Annotated in this window: 13 protein-coding genes and 3 tRNA genes; 11 read left to right on the top strand and 5 right to left on the bottom strand. The window is 76.7% G+C overall.

Translation table 11 applies throughout. The annotated features are described in order from the left end of the window. Window positions 1-231 precede the first annotated feature (231 nt). The 7 genes from nirB to FBY24_RS16795 all read left to right on the top strand — a co-directional run bounded on the left by nirB (window position 232) and on the right by FBY24_RS16795 (window position 8,575). Window positions 232-2,823: a nitrite reductase large subunit NirB gene (nirB, locus tag FBY24_RS16825; RefSeq protein ID WP_142162332.1), complete on the top strand. Its 2,592-nt coding sequence runs from the start codon at window positions 232-234 to the stop codon at window positions 2,821-2,823. Beyond that, entirely contained in the window at window positions 2,820-3,293 is a 474-nt protein-coding gene (nirD, locus tag FBY24_RS16820) for a nitrite reductase small subunit NirD (RefSeq protein WP_142162331.1), read from the top strand. Before nirB ends, nirD begins: the two co-directional genes overlap by 4 nt. Then, window positions 3,290-4,537, top strand: a complete 1,248-nt coding sequence (gene cobA, locus FBY24_RS16815) for a uroporphyrinogen-III C-methyltransferase (protein ID WP_142162329.1) — start codon at window positions 3,290-3,292, stop codon at window positions 4,535-4,537. The genes nirD and cobA overlap by 4 nt, the downstream gene beginning before the upstream one ends. An 8-nt stretch (window positions 4,538-4,545) precedes the next feature. Further along, complete coding sequence (locus tag FBY24_RS16810; RefSeq protein ID WP_142163681.1) at window positions 4,546-5,655, top strand: uroporphyrinogen-III synthase; 1,110 nt, start codon at window positions 4,546-4,548, stop codon at window positions 5,653-5,655. Further along, complete coding sequence (locus FBY24_RS16805; protein ID WP_255432456.1) at window positions 5,652-6,404, top strand: sirohydrochlorin chelatase; 753 nt, start codon at window positions 5,652-5,654, stop codon at window positions 6,402-6,404. The genes FBY24_RS16810 and FBY24_RS16805 overlap by 4 nt, the downstream gene beginning before the upstream one ends. Before the next feature lie 158 nt (window positions 6,405-6,562). Further along, window positions 6,563-7,735 carry an SLC13 family permease gene (locus FBY24_RS16800; RefSeq protein WP_142162327.1) on the top strand — a complete coding sequence of 391 codons (1,173 nt, stop codon included), beginning with the start codon at window positions 6,563-6,565 and terminating at the stop codon, window positions 7,733-7,735. A gap of 105 nt (window positions 7,736-7,840) precedes the next feature. Continuing rightward, window positions 7,841-8,575, top strand: coding sequence for a GAF and ANTAR domain-containing protein (locus tag FBY24_RS16795; protein ID WP_142162325.1), 735 nt, complete (start codon window positions 7,841-7,843; stop codon window positions 8,573-8,575). A gap of 37 nt (window positions 8,576-8,612) precedes the next feature. Here FBY24_RS16795 and FBY24_RS16790 read toward each other — a convergent pair whose 3' ends face one another. Together FBY24_RS16790 and FBY24_RS16785 are read right to left on the bottom strand one after the other, a co-directional pair. Further along, window positions 8,613-9,359, bottom strand: coding sequence for a PAS and ANTAR domain-containing protein (locus tag FBY24_RS16790; protein ID WP_142162323.1), 747 nt, complete (start codon window positions 9,357-9,359; stop codon window positions 8,613-8,615). A gap of 173 nt (window positions 9,360-9,532) precedes the next feature. Beyond that, entirely contained in the window at window positions 9,533-13,012 is a 3,480-nt protein-coding gene (locus FBY24_RS16785; protein ID WP_142162321.1) for a bifunctional proline dehydrogenase/L-glutamate gamma-semialdehyde dehydrogenase, read from the bottom strand. A gap of 133 nt (window positions 13,013-13,145) precedes the next feature. Between FBY24_RS16785 and FBY24_RS16780 the strand changes: the two genes are divergently transcribed. Beyond that, complete coding sequence (locus FBY24_RS16780) at window positions 13,146-14,039, top strand: LysR substrate-binding domain-containing protein (protein ID WP_142163677.1); 894 nt, start codon at window positions 13,146-13,148, stop codon at window positions 14,037-14,039. Window positions 14,040-14,133: 94 nt separating this feature from the next. Beyond that, window positions 14,134-15,171, top strand: a complete 1,038-nt coding sequence (locus tag FBY24_RS16775) for a family 43 glycosylhydrolase (protein WP_142162319.1) — start codon at window positions 14,134-14,136, stop codon at window positions 15,169-15,171. 213 nt (window positions 15,172-15,384) lie between these two features. On the opposite strand, the gene FBY24_RS16770 is transcribed toward FBY24_RS16775, so the two are convergent. The 3 genes from FBY24_RS16770 to FBY24_RS16760 form a co-directional block, all read right to left on the bottom strand. Continuing rightward, window positions 15,385-15,459, bottom strand: a tRNA-Val gene (locus tag FBY24_RS16770). Between the two features lie 18 nt (window positions 15,460-15,477). Continuing rightward, window positions 15,478-15,548 (bottom strand) — tRNA-Cys (locus FBY24_RS16765). A gap of 50 nt (window positions 15,549-15,598) precedes the next feature. Then, window positions 15,599-15,670 (bottom strand) — tRNA-Gly (locus FBY24_RS16760). Between the two features lie 250 nt (window positions 15,671-15,920). Here FBY24_RS16760 and FBY24_RS16755 point away from each other — a divergent pair. Next, window positions 15,921-17,048, top strand: coding sequence for a chorismate-binding protein (locus tag FBY24_RS16755; RefSeq protein WP_142162317.1), 1,128 nt, complete (start codon window positions 15,921-15,923; stop codon window positions 17,046-17,048). Window positions 17,049-17,052: 4 nt separating this feature from the next. Further along, entirely contained in the window at window positions 17,053-17,916 is an 864-nt protein-coding gene (locus tag FBY24_RS16750; protein ID WP_142162315.1) for an aminotransferase class IV, read from the top strand. The last annotated feature ends 84 nt before the right edge of the window (window positions 17,917-18,000 follow it).

Genomic DNA, 18,000 nt, shown 5'->3' with positions numbered 1-18,000 from the left:
CCCACGCTAGCCCGGCGCCGCGTGCAGGACGCGGTGGCTGTCGCCCGTGGGCGAGGCCTGGTGGCGGTGCGGTCGGGGGACCGAGGTCCCGCGACCTCACAGCCGTGCCCGCCGCGGTGTGCGCAAAGCGTTCCGGCGGGGTAACGGCCGCGTACCCCCGGACGAAACACGCTCTCCCTACCGTCGACGACGACGCCCTTCCCCCGTCCGACCCCCACGAGGGAGCCCCCCATGCACGCACGTCACCTGCTCGTCGTCGGCGGCGGCATGGTCGCCCAACGGCTCGTCGAGGCCCTGCGCGACCGCGACACGGCCGGCGCGTGGCGCGTCACCGTGCTCGCCGAGGAGCCGCGCCGCCCGTACGACCGGGTCGCGCTCACCAGCTTCTTCTCGGGCCGCTCGCCCGAGGAGCTCGCGCTCGGCGACCCGGCGCTGTGGGACGACCCGCTCGTCACGCTGGTCCGCGGCGACAAGGCTGTGGCGGTCGACCGGGCCGCCCGGTCCGTGACGACCGCGTCCGGCCGCACGTTCGGCTACGACCACCTCGTCCTGGCGACGGGCTCGTACGCGTGGGTGCCGCCCATGGAGGGTGCGGACCTGCCGGGCGTGTTCGTGTACCGCACGCTCGACGACGTCGCGGCGCTGCGCGGGTACGTGCACGACCTGCAGGCGGAGCGGTCCGGCCCGGTGCGCGGCGTGGTCCTCGGCGGCGGCCTGCTGGGCCTGGAGGCCGCCGGCGCGCTCGACGCGCTCGGGGCGCTCCCCACGGTGCTGCAGGTCGACACGCACCTGATGTCCGCGCAGGTGGACCTCGGCGGCGGCGAGGCGCTGCGCCGCCTGATCAACCGCATCGGGATCGGCGTGCGCACGCAGGCGATGACGACTCGCGTGCACGAGCACCGGCGCGGCGGGGTCGGCCGGGTCGAGCTCGCGGACGGCACGCGGATGGACGCCGAGGTCGTCGTCGTGGCCGCGGGCGTGCGGCCCCGCGACGAGCTGGCGCGCGACGCCGGCCTGACGATCGGCCCGCGCGGCGGTGTCGTCGTGGACGACACGTGCCTGACCGACGACCCGGACGTGTCCGCGGTCGGGGAGGTCGCGTGCATCCAGGGCGCCTGCATCGGCCTGGTCGCCCCCGGCTACACGATGGCGGAGATCACGGTCGACCGGCTGCTCGGGGGTGTCTCGGCGTTCCCCGGCGCCGACACGGCGACCAAGCTCAAGCTCGCGGGCGTCGACGTGGCGAGCTTCGGCGACGCGTTCGCCCGCACGCCCGGCGCGCTGGAGATCGTCTGGGCCGACCCGGTCGCGGGGGTCTACAAGAAGCTCGTGCTGTCCGACGACGCGCGCACCCTCCTCGGCGGTGTCCTCGTCGGCGACGCGAGCGCGTACGCGAGCCTGCGCCCCATGCTCGGCCGCGAGCTGCCCGGCGACCCGTCGGCGTTCCTGCTGCCCGAGGGCACCGGCGGCGCCCCCGACCTCGAGCTGCCCGACGACGCCGGGGTCTGCTCGTGCAACAACGTCTCGGCCGGGCAGATCCGGCACGCGGTGACCGACGAGGGCTGCCACGACCTCGGTGCCGTGAAGGCCTGCACGCGCGCCGGGACCAGCTGCGGCTCGTGCCTGCCGCTGGTCAAGAAGCTCATGGCGACCGAGCTGGAGAAGCTCGGCGTCACGGTGTCGACCGCCCTGTGCGAGCACTTCGCGCTCTCGCGGGCCCAGCTCTACGACGCCGTGCGCGTCGCGGGGGTCCGCACGTTCACCGAGGTCGTCGAGCGGTTCGGGACCCGGGCCGGGGGGCGCGGCTGCGACATCTGCAAGCCGGCCGTCGCCTCGATCCTGGCGACCACGGCGCCCGCGCACGTGCTGGACGGCGAGCGGGCCGCGATGCAGGACACCAACGACCACGTCATGGCGAACCTCCAGAAGGACGGCTCGTACTCGGTGGTACCCCGCATGGCCGGCGGCGAGGTCACCCCGGCCGGGCTCATCGCGATCGGCGAGGTCGCCCGCGACTTCGGGCTGTACACGAAGATCACCGGCGGGCAGCGGGTCGACATGTTCGGCGCCCGCATCGACCAGCTGCCGCTGATCTGGCGGCGCCTGGTCGACGCCGGGTTCGAGTCGGGCCACGCCTACGGCAAGTCGCTGCGCACCGTGAAGTCCTGCGTCGGGTCGACGTGGTGCCGGTTCGGGGTGCAGGACTCCGTCGCGCTGGCCGTGATGCTCGAGCTGCGGTACCGGGGCCTGCGCTCGCCGCACAAGATCAAGCTCGGGGTGTCGGGCTGCGCGCGCGAGTGCGCCGAGGCCCGCGGCAAGGACGTCGGCGTCATCGCCACCGACAAGGGCTGGAACGTCTACGTCGGCGGCAACGGCGGGTTCACGCCCCGGCACGCGAAGCTCCTCGCGGAGGACCTCGACACGCCGACCCTCGTGCGCACCATCGACCGCTTCCTCCTCTACTACGTGCGCACCGCCGACCGGCTGCAGCGCACCGCGCCGTGGATCGAGGAGGTCGAGGGCGGCCTGGACGGCGTGCGCGCCGTCGTCATGGACGACTCCCTCGGCATCGCCGCGGACCTCGACGCGCAGATGGCCCGGCACGTCGAGGACTACGAGGACGAGTGGCGCGCCACCCTCGACGACCCGGAGAAGCTGCGCCGGTTCGCGTCCTTCGTCAACGCCCCCGACACGCCCGACCCGTCGCTCGCGTACGTCGCCGAACGGGGGCAGGTCCGCCCAGCGACCGCCGCCGAGCGCGCCGCCGCCGAGCGCGGCGAACCCGTCCTCGTCGCCGGCTCGACCCTGGAGGTGCGGTCATGACGACCCTCGACGCCCCGCAGCGCACCCTGACCTGGGTGGCCGTGTGCCCCCTCGACGTGCTCGCCACCGAGCGCGGCGCGGCCGCCCTCGTGCCCGACGGGCCCGCGCTCGTGCAGGTCGCGGTCTTCCGCCTCGTGGACGGCCGCGTCCTGGCGGTGCAGCAGCACGACCCGTTCAGCGACGCGCACGTGCTGTCCCGCGGGATCGTCGGCTCGCGCGACGTCGACGGCGTCGAGGTCCCCACGGTGGCCTCGCCCATGTACAAGCAGGTGTTCGACCTGCGCACCGGCGTGTGCCTCGACGTCGCCGGCAAGCAGCCCGTGCCGGGCGCGTCGGCCGACCTGCGCACGTGGCCGGTGCGGGTCGTCGACGGGACGGTCGAGATCGGGACGGTGCCGACCGGCGTGGACGCGCACGGCGCGGGGTCGATGCGTGCGGGCGTCCCGGGCGACGGCGAGGTGCGCCCGTGACCGCGCTGCTGGGCGTCGAGCTCGCCGGCCGGCGCGTCGTCGTCGCCGGGGGAGGGCCGGTCGCCGCGCGCCGCGTCGAGGCGATGCTCGCCGAGGGCGCCGACGTCCTCGTCGTCGCACCGGCCGTGTGCGAGCAGATCGCCGACCTCGTCGCCGTCGGTGCGGTGCACTGGCGGGAGGCGGAGGTCCAGGCCGGCGACCTCGACGGGGCGTGGCTCGTGCACACCGCGACGGGGGACCGCGCCACCGACGAGTCCGTCCTCGCCTGGGCGCACGAGCGCCGCGTGTTCTGCGTCGACGCAGGCGGGCCGCGCCGGGCCGCCCGCGGGTCCGCCCGCACGCCCGCCCAGACCCGCGCCGGCGACGTCGTGCTCGGCGTCGTCTCGACCGGCGCGGCGGACCCGAACCGCTCGCGGCAGGTCCGTGACGCGGTCGCCGACTGGCTCCGCGGCGGCGGCGCCGACCTGCGTCGCCGCCGCCCGCCCGTGCCCGGCTCCGGCCGCGTCGTCCTCGTGGGCGGCGGCCCCGGCGACGTCGACCTGCTGACCGTCGCCGGCCGCCGGGCCCTCGCCGAGGCGGACGTCGTCGTCGCCGACCGCCTCGGCCCCACGCCGGTCCTCGACCAGCTCCCCGCCGACGTCGAGGTCGTCGACGTCGGCAAGAGCCCCGGGCACCACCCGGTGCCGCAGCACGAGATCAACCGGATCCTCGTCGAGCAGGCCCAGCGCGGTCGGGTCGTGGTGCGCCTCAAGGGCGGCGACCCGTTCGTGTACGGGCGCGGCGGCGAGGAGGTCCTCGCGTGCCGCGAGGCCGGGGTGCCGGTCAGCGTGCTGCCCGGGGTGTCCAGCGCGTTCGCCGCGCCGCTCGCGGCGGGCATCCCGCTCACCCACCGCGGCGTGGTCGGTGCCGTGCACGTGATGAACGGCACCGACGGGTGGTCGTCGGCGGCCCTGACCGGGCTGCGCGACGCCTCGTGCACCGTGGTCGTGCTCATGGGCGTGGGTGCGCTGCCCGGGCTCGCCGCGGACGCGCTCGCGGCCGGGGTGCCGGGCTCGACGCCCGTCGCGCTGGTCGAGCAGGCCACGTGCGACGCGCAGCGCGTCACGCGCGCGCCGCTGGACGACGTCGTGCGTGCCGCGGCCGAGCGCGGGGTCCGCGCACCGGCCGTGATCGTGCTCGGTGCCGTCGCCGCACCGGGCCTGCTGGACGCGGAGCCGGTGCCGGCCGTCACAATGGCGGGGTGAGCGCCGAGATGATCGACCAGACGCTCGCCGGCTGCGTCGTGCTCGTGACCGCCGACCGGCGTGCGGGCGAGCTGAGCGCCGCCCTGCAGCGGCGCGGCGCCACGATCCGGCACGCCCCGTCGCTGGGCATGATCCCGCACACCGACGACGTCGAGCTGATCGCCCAGACCCGCACCGTGCTCGCGCAGCCGCCCGAGATCGTCGTCGTGACCACGGGCATCGGCTTCCGCGGCTGGATCGAGGCCGCGGACGCGGCGGGCCTGGCGGACCGGCTCGTCGAGACCCTCCAGGGCACCCGGATCATCGCCCGCGGCCCCAAGGCCCGGGGCGCGATCCAGGCCGCGGGCCTGAGCGCCGACTGGGTCGCGGAGTCCGAGACGTCCGCGGAGATCGCCGAGGTCCTGCTCGACGAGGGCGTCGCCGGCCGCGACGTCGTCATCCAGCACCACGGCGCCGGCGCGGACGGGCTGGACGAGGCGTTCCGCGTCGCCGGCGCGCGCGTGCGCAACCTGGTCGTGTACCGGTGGGGGCCGCCGCCGGACCCCGAGCTGGTGGCCGCCTCGACCCGGGCGGTCGCCGACGGCGACGTCGACACCGTGGTGTTCACCTCGGCGCCGGGTGCGGCGGCGTGGGTCGCCGCCGCGCGGGACGCCGGGACGCTGGCGCAGATCGTCCGCCGGCACCGCGCGGGCGCCGTGGTGTTCGCCGCGGTCGGCCCGGTGACGGCACGCCCCCTGCAGGACGAGGGGATCGACCCGCTCCTGCCGGACCGTGGCCGTCTGGGCTCGCTCGTGCGCGCCGTCGTCACGCACTACGGCGGTCTGGAGGCCCTCGACACCGTCGCCGGGCCCCTCCGGGTGCACCGGGCCGCCGCGGTCCTCGACGGCCACGTCCTGCCGCTGTCGCGCACCGGCCTGGAGGTGCTGCGGGTGCTCGCCTCGGCACGCGGATCCGTCGTGCCCCGCGAGCGGGTCCTCGCGGCGCTGCCCGGCGACTCCGCCGACCCCCACGCCGCGGAGGTCGCGATCGCCCGCCTGCGCGAGGCCACGGGCTCGCGCGCCCTCGTCAAGACCGTCGTCAAGCGCGGCTACCGCCTCGAGCTCCAGGAGCAGACGTGACCGGCACCCCCCGCCCCGACGCCCCCGCGCCCGTGCTGGTCGGCTGCTCGCACGGCACCGACAGCCGGGCGGGCCGCGCGGCGATCGCGTCGATCCTCGTCGACGTGGCCCACGCCCGCCCCGACCTGGACGTGCGCGAGGCGTTCGTCGACGTGCAGCAGCCCGAGGTCGGCGACGTCGTCACGGACGCGCTGACCGCCGCGCCCGCCGTCGTGGTGCCGCTGCTGCTGTCCGTCGGGTTCCACACCAAGGTCGACGTCGCGGCCGCGGTCGACCGCCCCGGGGCGGCCGCCTCCGGGCCGCTCGGGCCCGACCCCCGCCTCGTGGAGATCCTCGCCGACCGGCTGGCCGCGGCGGGGATCGCCGCCGACGACGCGGTCGTCCTCGCGGCTGCGGGATCCAGCGACCCCGCCGCGGCCGACGCGGTGCGGGTCGTCGCCGACGGGCTCGCCGCCCGGCTGGGACGCGACGTCGTCGTCGGCTTCGGCGCCGGCGCGCACCCGCGCGTGCCCGCCGCGGTCGAGCAGGCCCGTGCCGGCGTGGTGCCCGGCGGGCGCGTCGTGGTCGCGTCGTACCTGCTCGCGCCCGGGTTCTTCCTCGACCGGGTGCTCGAGGCGGGGGCCGACGTCGTGACGGACGCCCTCGCGCCCGACCCGCGGCTCGCCCAGATCGTGCTGGACCGGTACGACGCGCACGCCGCCCGAGCCGCCGCGACCTGGACCCGGGACGAGGTCGCGGCGACGACCTGACGTCCCGGTCCGCGGACCCGGTCCGCGGACCCGGTCCCGACGGCGCGGTCCCGACGGCGCGGTCCCGACGTCGCCGGTCCCGGTCGGGCGCCGCCGACGGTGCCCGACCGGGGGTGTCGACGCGCGGCGGTCTGCCGCGGCACGTACCGTCACGCCCTGTGAGCGCCGCCCTGCGTCGTGTCCCGTGGTGGCTCGTCGCCCTCCTCGTCTCGTCCGTGCTCGTGGTCACCGGTGCGCTGCCCGGCGCCGACGCCCGGGACCTCGCGGAGCGCACCCTGCCCGTGCTGGCGTTCCTCGCGGCGCTGACCGTCGTCGCGGAGATGTGCGCCGGCGCCGGCCTGTTCGACGCCGCCGCGGGACTCGCGGCCCGGGCTGCGCGGGGCCGGCGTCCCGTGCTGTGGCTGCTGGTCGTCCTCGTCGCGACGGCCTCGACGGCGGTGCTCTCGCTCGACACCACCGCGGTGCTGGTCACGCCCGTCGTCGTCGCGCTGGCCCGCCGCACCGGCTCGCGACCCCTGCCGTTCGCCCTCGTCGTCCTGGCCCTGGCGAACACCGCCTCGCTGCTGCTGCCCGTCTCGAACCTGACGAACCTGCTCGCCGACCGCACCCTGCGCCGCCAGGGGGTGGACTTCCTCGCCCTGATGGCCGTGCCCGCGCTCGTCGCGGTCCTCGTCACGGTGCTGATCGTGGGCCTGCGCGACCGCGCGGCGATCGCGGGACGGTTCGACCTGGCCCCCGGCCCCGTCCCCGCCGACCGTGCGCTGCTGGTCCTCGCGGCGGTCGTCACCGCGGCGATGGCGGCCGCGTTCGTCGCGGGCGTCGAGCCGTTCCTCGCGGCGGGGGTCGCGGCGGTCGTCCTCGTGGTCGCGACCCGGCTGCGGCGGCGGCCCTGGCCGGTGCCGCCCGCCCAGCTCGTGCCCTGGCGCACCCTCCTCGTCGTCGCGGGCCTGTTCGTCGTCGTGGCGACCCTGCACGCGCAGGGCTCGGCCGCCCTGCTGCACGCCGCGGCCGGCGACGGCTCCGACGCCGGCGCGCTGCTGCGGCTCGCGGCCGTCGGCGTCGTCGCCGCGAACGCCGTCAACAACCTGCCCGCCTACCTCGCGCTGGAGCCCGTCGCCGGCGGCGACCCCCTGCGCGTCGCGACGCTGCTCGTCGCCACCGGCGCCGGCCCCCTCCTGACGCCCTGGGGGTCGCTCGCGACGGTCCTGTGGTGGCAGCGGTGCCGGCAGGTGCTCCTGCACGTGCCGGTCGGCGTCGTCGTCCGGCAGGGCCTGCTGCTGTGCGCGCCCGTGGTGCTCGCCGCCGTCACCGCGCTCGTCCTGACGGCCTGACGCACCACCGGAGGCGCAGCCCCCGTGCGGCGGACGGCCGTGCGCTCCGCTACCGTCTGGGCCGAGGACCCCGGCGTCAGCGCCGGGCGCACGGGAGGGACGGCGATGGACGGGACGGACGAGTCCGTCGAGGTCACCACGGCCCGGCTGCACGCCGAGCTGGTGCGGGCGACCGAGGTGCAGCACGTGGTGCAGGCGCTCGCGGACGCCTCGGCCACGGTGCTGCGCGCGGTCAACGAGACGAGCGTGACGCTGCGCCGCGGCCGGAACGCCACGACGGTCGCGGCGACCGGCGACCGCGCGCGCCGCTGCGACGAGGTCGAGTACGCCGCCGACGCCGGGCCGTGCCTGACGGCGGCGGACACGGGCGCGACCGTGCTCATCCCCGACCTGGCCGCCGAGCACCGGTGGCCGGCGTGGCGCGACGCGGCCGTCGACGCGGGCTTCGTCTGCGCGGGGGCCTTCCCCGTGCCCGTCGACGCGGACGTCTCCGTCGCGATCAACGTCTACAGCGAGACGCCCCGCTGGGACGCGGACGACGTGGAGCGCATCGAGCGGCTCACGGCCGACCTGGGCCGCGTCGTCGGCTACTCGCTGCGCCTGACGGAGCTGTCGCGCCGCACCGCGGACCTGCAGGCCGCCCTGGAGTCCCGCGGCGTCATCGACCAGGCCGTCGGCGTCGTCATGGCGCAGAACCGCTGCGGCGCCGACGACGCGCTCGACCTGCTGCGCCGCGCGTCCCAGACCCGCAACGTCAAGCTGCGCGACCTCGCGCGCGAGATCGTCGCCCAGGTCGGTGGCGAGGGGCGCGCCCCGACGTTCGTCGCCCGGTCGGGCTGACCGGCGACCCGCGCCGCTCGGGGTCGACCGTCCGGGCTCAGGACGGGTCCTGCCCGGGGCGGGCGGGAGCGACCTCCACGAGGAACGGCGCGACGTCCGCCGCGAGCGCCTCGGCCCGCGTGCCCCGCCCCTCCACGTGCGCCACGAGCCGGGCCGCGACCGCCCGCAGCCCCACGTTGCTGCGCATGGACGCCTCGCGCAGCACGGCGAACGCCGCCTCCACGCTGACCCCGTAGGCGGCCGCGACCACACCCTTGGCCTGCTCGATGGTCGCCCGCGACGCCGCCGACGCCGCGATCTGCTCCGTGGCGAGCCGGGCGCCCTCGGCCGCGACCGCCGAGGTGAGGTCCACGAGCACGGCCTCCACGCGGCCGTCGCCGAGCCCGCGGCACACGCCGACGACCGTGCGCTCGCGCCCGCCGGCGTCCCGCAGGCGGAAGCGGGTCTGCCGCGGTGTCGTGTCCTCGTCGGTCAGCGCGTCCCACCACCGCTGCCGGTCCTCGGCGTGGACGTGCGCGCGCATCAGCTCGGTCGTGGGCACGACGTCCCCGGGCGTGAACCCGTGCAGCGCGTAGCAGCCGTCGGACCACCACCACGTCCCCTGCGCGGGGCTTCCCGTCAGGCGGGGCGCCGGTGCGGTGCCGGCCCCGGCCGCCGCCCCACCGGTGCCCCGCGCGGGGGCGTCCCCGGCGGGCGGGGCGGCGGCGGTGGAGGACGCGCGCGCGGACCCGGGGGACGGGACGCGGCGCGGGGTCGGGCGGGGGGCGCGAGTGGTCGTGGACACGGCAGGGCTCCAGTCGGTGCGGACGAGCGGGGCCGTGTCCTGACCCGGGTCGACAACTTAGGCGAGCGCCCCGGCCGACGCAAACAGGGCCCTCACCAGCACCGGAGCACCACGGGTCCGGGCGCGACGACGCCCCGCGCACCGACGGTCACCGGTGCGCGGGGCGTGGTGGTTCAGCGCTGCGGCGCCGGGGCGCCCAGCAGGCCGTCGACCAGGTCGTGGGGCGTCCCGAACCGGTGGGCGGTCACGCTCACGGCCTGCTCGCGGACGAACGGCAGGATCTCCACACGGCCCGCCTCGGTCACCGGGTGGTGCCACACGGCCACGTCGGGCCGCCCGCCCGTGGCATGCGCGAGGGCGGGCGCGGCGTCCCCGTCGCCCCCGACGACCCGCACGCGCGCCCCGCCGTGCGCGTCGGCCGCTCCCGCCACGCGCACGGCGAACGCGTCGGCGTCCTCGACGTGCACGTCGGCCGTCCCCGGCACCGCGACCGGCAGGGGCGCGTCGGCGGAGACCACGACGGGCGTCCCCACGAGGGCCGCGGCGGCGAGCGCGCGCACCACGTCGACGGTCCGCGCACCCCCGGCGGCGCGGACCAGCACGGGGACCGGCAGCGGCAGGTGCCGCAGCACGTCCCGCTCGCACCGCAGCCCGCTGGGGTCCTGCGGGGCCAGCGGGCCCACCCACGCGAGGGCGTCGCTCGCGGCCGCCCGCCCCAGGGACGCCAGGTCGGCGGCGTCGAGCACGGCCGCGGCGGCGTCGAGGAGCGCGCGCACGTCCGGGTGCTCCACCGGCGCCCCCTGCGTCGCGGTGCCGGGCTCCCAGGAGCCCAGGCCCATCAGGTAGCTCGGCCCGCCCGCCTTGGACCCGGGACCCACCGCCGACCGCTTCCACCCGCCGAACGGCTGCCGGCGCACGATCGCGCCGGTCGTGCCGCGGTTCACGTACAGGTTGCCCGCCTCGACGGTGCCCAGCCAGGTCGCGATCTCGGCCCGGTCGAGCGAGTGCAGCCCCGCCGTGAGCCCGTACGCGACGTCGTTCTGCAGCGCGACCGCCTCCTGCAGGCTGGCGGCCGTCATGACCCCGAGCACGGGCCCGAAGTACTCCGTCAGGTGGGTGCGCGACCCCCGGGCCACCCCGGTCCGGATCCCCGGCGTCCACAGCCGCCCCTCCTCGTCCAGCCGCCGCGGGGCGAGGGCCCACCGCTCGCCGGCGTCCAGCCGGGTCAGCCCGTCGAGGAGCTTGCCCGCGGCGGGCTCGACCAACGGCCCCATCTGCGTGCGCGGGTCGTGCGCGGGGCCCACCACGAGGGACGCGGTCGCGTCGAGCAGCTGGTCGCGGAACCGCCGCGACCGCGCGACCGAGCCGACCAGGATCACCAGGGACGCCGCCGAGCACTTCTGGCCCGCGTGCCCGAACGCCGACTGCACGACGTCACGCACCGCCAGGTCGAGGTCCGCCGACGGGGTCACGACGATCGCGTTCTTGCCCGACGTCTCCGCCAGCAGCGGCAGGTCGGGCCGGAACGAGCGGAACAGCTCGGCCGTCTCGTACGCCCCGGTGAGCACCACCCGGTCCACGGCCGGGTGGGCGACCAGCTCCCGGCCGAGGCCCTGCTCGTCGACCTGGACGAGACGCAGCACGTCGCGCGGCACCCCGGCCTCCCACAGCACCTCCGCGAGCACCGCGCCGCACCGCTGCGCCGGCCCCGCGGGCTTGAGCACGACCGCGGAGCCCGCGGCCAGCGCCGCCAGCGTCGACCCCGCCGGGATCGCGACGGGGAAGTTCCACGGCGGTGTCACCAGCGTCAGCGCCGCGGGCACGAACCGTGCACCGTCGACGTCGGCCAGGCCCCGGGCGAGCTCGGCGTACCAGTGCGCGAAGTCGACCGCCTCGGACACCTCGGGGTCGCCCTGGTCGACGGTCTTGCCCGCCTCGGCCGCCATGACCTCCAGCAGCCGCCCCCGGTGCTTCTCGAGCGCCCGTCCCGCGCGGTCGAGCACGGCGGCCCGCTCCGACGCCGGACGGGCACCCCACGCCCGGCCCGCGGCCTGCGCGGACCGCAGCACGTCGTCCAGGGTCCCGGCGTCGTCCACGCGCGCCCGCTCGATCGTCGCCTGCCCGAGCGTCGACCCGGGCACCCGCGCCAGCACGTCCCGCACCCACGCGCGGTTCGCCGGCACCGACGGGTCCGTGTCCGGGGTGTTCTCGAACGCCCCGGGCGCCGCCGGCGGGGTCGCCGCGTACCGGTCCGCGACCCGGTGCGGCCCGGGCACGGCACCGTCCAGGGCGGCGAGCGAGGCCAGGAACCGGTCGCGCTCGCGGGCGAACAGCGCCTCGTCGCGGTCGAGGTCGAACACCGCGGACATGAAGTTCGCCGAGGACGCGCCCTCCTCGAGCCGGCGGATGAGGTAGGCGATCGCGACGTCGAACTCGCGGGGGTGCACGACGGGCGTGTAGAGCAGCAGCCCGCCGACCTCGCGCAGCACGGCCTCGGCCTGCCCCTGGGCCATGCCCAGCAGCATCTCCATCTCCACGGCGTGCCGCACGCCCCGCCGGCCGGCCAGCAGCCACGCGTACGCGACGTCGAAGAGGTTGTGCCCGGCCACGCCCAGGCGCACGTTGGCCACGCGCTCGGGGTGCAGCGCCCAGTCCAGCACGCGCTTGTAGCTCGTGTCGGTGTCCTGCTTGGTGCCCCAGGTGGCCAGCGGCCACCCGTGCAGCTCGGCCTCGACCTGCTCCATGGGCAGGTTCGCGCCCTTGACGAGGCGGACCTTGATGCCGGCCCCGCCGCGGGCCCGGCGCTCCGCCGCCCAGGACTGCAGGTGCTGCATCGCGGCGAGCGCGTCCGGCAGGTACGCCTGCAGGACGATCCCGGCCTCGAGCCGCTCGAGCTCGGGGCGGTCGAGCAGCCGCGTGAACACCGCGACCGTGAGGTCGAGGTCCTTGTACTCCTCCATGTCGAGGTTGACGAACTTCGGGGTGGGGGAGGACGCGGCGAGCGCGAAGAGGGGGGCGAGGTGCTCCACGACCTCGGCGACGGTCTCGTCGAACGACCACGCGCTGTGCGGGGCGTCGGTCGCGGAGACCTTGATCGACACGTAGTCGACGTCGTCGCGGGCCAGCAGGCGCCGCGTCCCGGCCAGACGCCGGTCGGCCTCCCGCCGGCCCAGCACGGCCTCGCCGAGCAGGTTGACGTTGAGGCGCACGCCGTCGCGCCGCACGCGGGCGATCGCCCGGCCCAGGGCGCGGTCGCTCGCGTCGACGACGAGGTGGCCGACCATCTCGCGCAGCACGCGCCGGGCGACGGGCACGACGACGTCGGGCAGGGCGGGTGCCACGGCACCGCCGACGCGCAGCGCGGCCCGCAGGGGGGCGGGCAGGAACGCGGGGGAGCGGCGGGACAGCTCGCGCAGGGTGCGGGCGGCGACGCGTCGGTCCTCGGGGCGCACGACGCCGTCGACGAACCCGACGACGAAGGGGAGCCCCTCGGGGTCCTTGAGCGCGGCGGCGAGCTGGGCGGCCGAGGGGTCGACGGGGTGGGCGGCGGCCTCGTGCAGCCAGCGCCGCACGAGGGCGACGGCCTCCTGCGCGAGCGCGGGGTCGGTGGCGTCGGCGCCGGCGGGGGTGTGCAGGGTGCTGGGGGACGTCATGGTGCCTCGCTCTGACCTGGGCGGACGCGGCCCGGTGCCGCGTGCGGCCATTCTGCGGCGGGTCGAGCCGTCAGGAACAGCGACTGTTTGCGCATAGTGTTCGTCACCTGAGCTGATGAGTCGGAGGTCCGCCGTGCTCGACGTGCGTCGTCTGGTCATCCTGCGCGAGCTCGCGGTGCGCGGCACCCTGGCGGCCGTCGCCCAGGCGCTGAGCTACAGCCCGTCGGCCGTCTCGCAGCAGCTGAGCCAGCTCGAGCGCGAGACGGGCATGGTGCTGCTGCGCAAGGCGGGCCGGGGCGTGCAGCTGACGCCGCAGGCGGAGGTGCTGGTCGCGGCGACCGACGAGCTGCTCGCGACGATCGAGCGGGCCGAGGCCGAGCTGGCCGCGTCCCTCACGGAGGTCCGCGGGACGGTCCGGGTCGCGGTGTTCCAGTCGGTGGCGCTCGCGCTGATGCCCGCGGCCCTGCGCCTGATGGCCGAGACGCACCCCCAGGTCCGCGTCGAGATGGTCCAGCGCGAGCCCGAGCAGGCCCTGCACGAGACGTGGGCGCGGGACTTCGACATGGTGGTCGCGGAGCAGTACCCCGCGCACGCCGCGCCGTGGTGGCCGGGCCTGGACCGGCGCGACCTGACGTCGGACGTGATCCGGCTGACCCTGCCGCCGGTCGGCGTGGCGCCCTGGCGCGTGCGGGACCTGGCGGGCGCCGCGCAGGTGCCCTGGGTGATGGAGCCGCGCGGCACGGCGTCGCGGCACTTCGCCGAGCAGCTGTGCCGGACGGCGGGGTTCGAGCCCGACGTGCGTCACGAGAGCGCGGACCTGCAGACGCAGATCCGCCTGGTCGAGTCGGGCAACGCGGTCGCGCTGCTGCCGGACCTGGTCTGGCGGGGCCGCACCACGACGTGCCGGCTCGTCGACCTGCCGGGCAGACCGTGCCGGACGGTGTTCACCGCCCAGCGCACGTCGGGCCTCGGGTCGCCGGCGGCGCGCGCGCTGCGCGAGATCCTGGAGCAGGTCGCCGGGTGCTGACCTGCGGGTCCACAGGTGGCGGCGGTCGGGGTTGACACCCGGCCGCACGGCGCGGGATGTTCTACAACGTTGCACCTACAACGTTGAAGAGAGAGTGAGCGATCCCGTGGACGTCAACCCGATCGTGCTGCAGCGCGCCGACCCCTGGGTGCTCCGGCACGAGGGCCGGTACTGGTTCACCGCGTCCCACCCGGACTACGACCGCATCGTCCTGCGCGTCGCCGACCGGCTCGAGGACCTCCAGGCCGCGCCGGAGACGACCATCTGGCAGCCGCCGGCCGCCGGCCCGACCTCCCGCCTGGTCTGGGCGCCGGAGCTGCACCGCGTCGACGGCCGCTGGTACGTCTACTTCGCCGCCGCGCCCGACGAGGAGGGCCGCGCCGACGCGCCCGGGGCCGCGCCCACGTTCAACCACCGTGTCTTCGTCCTGGAGAACGCCTCGCCCGACCCCCTGACGGGCACCTGGGTCGAGCGCGGGCAGGTCGACACCGGCTGGGAGTCCTTCGCCCTCGACGCCACGAGCGTCGTCCTCGACGGCCGCCAGTACCTCGTGTGGGCCCAGCAGGACGTGACGATCCGCGGGCACTCCAACCTCTACATCGCCCCCATGGCGAACCCCTGGACCCTCGCCGGGCCCGCGGTCCTGCTCAGCCGCCCCGAGCACGACTGGGAGGTCAAGGGCTTCTGGGTCAACGAGGGCCCCGCGGTGCTCGTGCGCGACGGCCGGGTCTTCCTCACGTACTCCGGGGCCGCGACGGGCGTGGACTACGCGATGGGCCTGCTCACGGCCTCCGCCGACGCCGACCTGCTCGACCCCGCGTCCTGGACCAAGCACCCCGACCCGGTCGTGGTGTCCTCGCCCGAGAACGGCCAGTACGGCCCCGGCCACAACTCGTTCACGCAGACCCCCGACGGTCGGGTCGTGCTCGTCTACCACGCACGCACCTACACCGAGATCGTCGGCGACCCCCTGCGCGACCCCAACCGGCACGCCCGCGCCCAGGTCCTGCCCTTCGACGCCGACGGCAACCCCGTCTGGGGCCCACCCGTGCCCGACACCCGCCCCACCCCGACCTCGACGCAGGTGCTCGCCCCCGACGGCAGCCCCGCCGCCGCACCCCTGCCGGCGTGACCGACGTCACGGGCCGGGGAGTGCTGCACCCGGCCCGTGACGCGCTGCGGAGTGCCGGCTGTCACCGGGTCCCGGCCGCCGGAGCCCCGGCGGGAGCCCGGCGCCGCACCGTGGTGATCGGCGAGGGGTCGCGCGGGCCGCGTGCCTCGGCGGGCGGGCAGCAGAAAGCCCGTCCCGGAATACTCCGGAACGGGCTCTGTCATGCATTCGAGCTGGTGGGCGATACTGGGATCGAACCAGTGACCTCTTCCGTGTCAGGGAAGCGCGCTACCGCTGCGCCAATCGCCCATGCGGTGGTGAAAGCCGAGGTGGAGACGGGATTCGAACCCGTGTGGACGGCTTTGCAGGCCGCTGCCTAGCCACTCGGCCACTCCACCGGTGAGACCGGAGTCCTCAACGGCTCAGGAGCCGACCAGGAAATCCTCCGAGCGGACGACGGGATTCGAACCCGCGACCCTCACCTTGGCAAGGTGATGCTCTACCACTGAGCCACGTCCGCACTGCCACTTCCTGCCGTTTCACCGGCGTTCCGTGGTGCGTCGAAGACTCTAGACCACGATCTCGGGAAGAGTCCAACCGGACCCCGGCAGAGGGGTGACGCGGGCGCTGCGCGGTACCTCGCGGAGCCCTGCTGATGGTCTCTGCCCAGGTCAGCGGGTCGCCTCCGGCGTCTGCGGCGACGGTCGCGTCGCGCCGCTGCCGCGGGACGGCGCGGGAGGCGCACCCGAGCGGCTCGGTAGGTTGGGGCCGTGCCCGAGCCTGCTTCCGCCTTCCGTCCCCGTCCGGGCGGGGACGGTGCCGTCGCCCCGGGGGAGGCCTGGTTCGCGGGCGTGCACGCGCGCGGCGTCGTCGAGCACGTGGAGGTGCGGGCGGACCCCGATCGGCTGGGGCCCGGCTGGTGGGCCCTCGTGGGCACGTTCGAGGGGCAGGTGGACGCATGGCGGTTCGCCGACGTGCGGAGCGCTCCCGACCTCCCCGGCGCGTCGGCGGCGGGGGAGTGGCGCGGGCCCGCGCCGGAGTCGTGGGCCACGTCCCTGGACGGGCCCGCCTACGTCGACGCGGTCCACGCGGTCCGTGCGCGCATCCGCGCCGGCGACGTCTACCAGGCCAACCTCTGCCGTGTGCTGGCCGCGCCGCTGCCGGGGGACCCGGACGCGCGGGCCCTCGGTGCCCGGCTCGCCGACGGCAACCCCGCGCCCTACGGCGGGGGCGTGCACGTGCCGGCCGGCGGGCCCGTGCCGGCCTGCTGGGTCGTCACGGCGTCGCCCGAGCTGTTCCTGCGCGTCCAGGACGGCGTGGTCACGTCGGCGCCGATCAAGGGCACCGCCCGCACGCCCGCCGGGCTCAGCGCCAAGGACCGCGCCGAGAACGTCATGATCACCGACCTCGTCCGCAACGACCTGCAGCAGGTGTGCCGTCCCGGGACCGTGCGCGTCGAGCACCTGCTCGCCGTCGAGCAGCACCCCGGCCTGGTGCACCTCGTCTCGACCGTGGCGGGCGACCTCCTCGACCCGCGTCGCCCGGCCGGGACCCTGCTGGCCGACCTGCTGGACGCGACGTACCCGCCCGGGTCGGTCTCCGGCGCGCCCAAGAGCTCGGCCCTGCGGCTGCTGACCGCGCTCGAGCCCGTGCCGCGCGGCCCCTACTGCGGCCTCGTCGGCTGGGCCCGCGTCGACGAGGACGGCACCCTGCGCGCCGAGCTCGCCGTGGCCATCCGCACGTTCTGGTGGTCCGACGGCGTGCTCCGGTTCGGCACGGGTGCCGGGATCACCTGGGGCAGCGACGCCGAGCAGGAGTGGGACGAGACCGAGCTCAAGGCCTCCCGTCTCGTCGCCCTGGCCTCGACCGGGGCACCCCCGCCCGGGGTGGCAGGATGACCGCGTGGTGACGACGATCTGGGCCGGCGGCCGGCTGCGAGGACCTGACGAGCCCGTCCTGACGGCGGTCGACCACGGGCTCACCGTCGGCGACGGGGTCTTCGAGACCTGCGCCGTCGTCGGCGGTCGTGCGTTCGCCCTGACCCGGCACCTCGCCCGGCTGCAGGCGTCCGCGCGCGGTCTGGGCCTGCCGCCGCTGCCGCTCGACGAGGTCCGCGAGGGCGTCGACGCGGTGCTAGCGGCGGCCGGGTCCGACGCGGGACGCCTGCGGATCACCGTGACCGGCGGCCCCGGGCCGATGGGCTCGGGCCGGTTCGCCCCCGCCGAGCAGCGCCCCACCGTCGTGGTCGTGGCCGCCCCGGCGTCCGGGCTGCGCACGTCGCGCGCCGTCCGCGTGCCGTGGGTCCGCAACGAGCGGTCGCCCCTGGCCGGGCTCAAGACCACGTCCTACGGCGAGAACGTCGTCGCGCTCGGCCGGGCGACGGCCGCGGGCGCCGACGAGGCGCTCCTCGCCGACACCCGGGGGCGCCTGAGCGAGGGCACCGGGTCCAACGTCTTCGTCGAGACGGGGGGAGAGCTCCTCACGCCGTCGCTCGAGACGGGCTGCCTCGCGGGCATCACGCGGGCCCTCGTGCTCGAGTGGTCCGCGCAGGAGGGCCTGCCCGTGCGCGAGGCGGCGCCGACCGAGCTGCCCTGGTCGGTCCTCGACGAGGTCGTCGCGGGGCGCGCCGGGCTCGCCCTGACCGGGTCCATCCGCAACGTCACGCCCGTGGTCGAGCTCGACGGCACGCCCGTCGCGGCGGGGGAGCTGTCGCAGCAGGTCCGCGCGCTGGTCGAGGCGCGGATGGCGGACGACCTCGACCCCTGACGCCTCGCGGCGGGCCCGGCGCCGTCCGCGGACGGCGCCGGGACGCACGACAGCCGGCCACGCACGAGGTGCGGGCCGGCCGGG

Origin of the sequence: Cellulomonas sp. SLBN-39 (assembly GCF_006715865.1) — a bacterium.
Lineage (GTDB): Bacteria > Actinomycetota > Actinomycetes > Actinomycetales > Cellulomonadaceae > Cellulomonas.
Note: the sequence above shows the minus strand (reverse complement) of the source record. Positions and strands in the feature narration are given on the sequence as shown.

Bases quoted from the DNA above. Each gene is read 5' to 3' on its own strand.
- nirB (WP_142162332.1), top strand. From the start codon at position 232: ATGCACGCACGTCACCTGCTCGTCGTCGGCGGCGGCATGGTCGCCCAA.
- FBY24_RS16795 (WP_142162325.1), top strand. From the start codon at position 7,841: ATGGACGGGACGGACGAGTCCGTCGAGGTCACCACGGCCCGGCTGCAC.
- FBY24_RS16785 (WP_142162321.1), bottom strand. From the start codon at position 13,012: ATGACGTCCCCCAGCACCCTGCACACCCCCGCCGGCGCCGACGCCACC.
- nirD (WP_142162331.1), top strand. From the start codon at position 2,820: ATGACGACCCTCGACGCCCCGCAGCGCACCCTGACCTGGGTGGCCGTG.
- FBY24_RS16810 (WP_142163681.1), top strand. From the start codon at position 4,546: ATGATCGACCAGACGCTCGCCGGCTGCGTCGTGCTCGTGACCGCCGAC.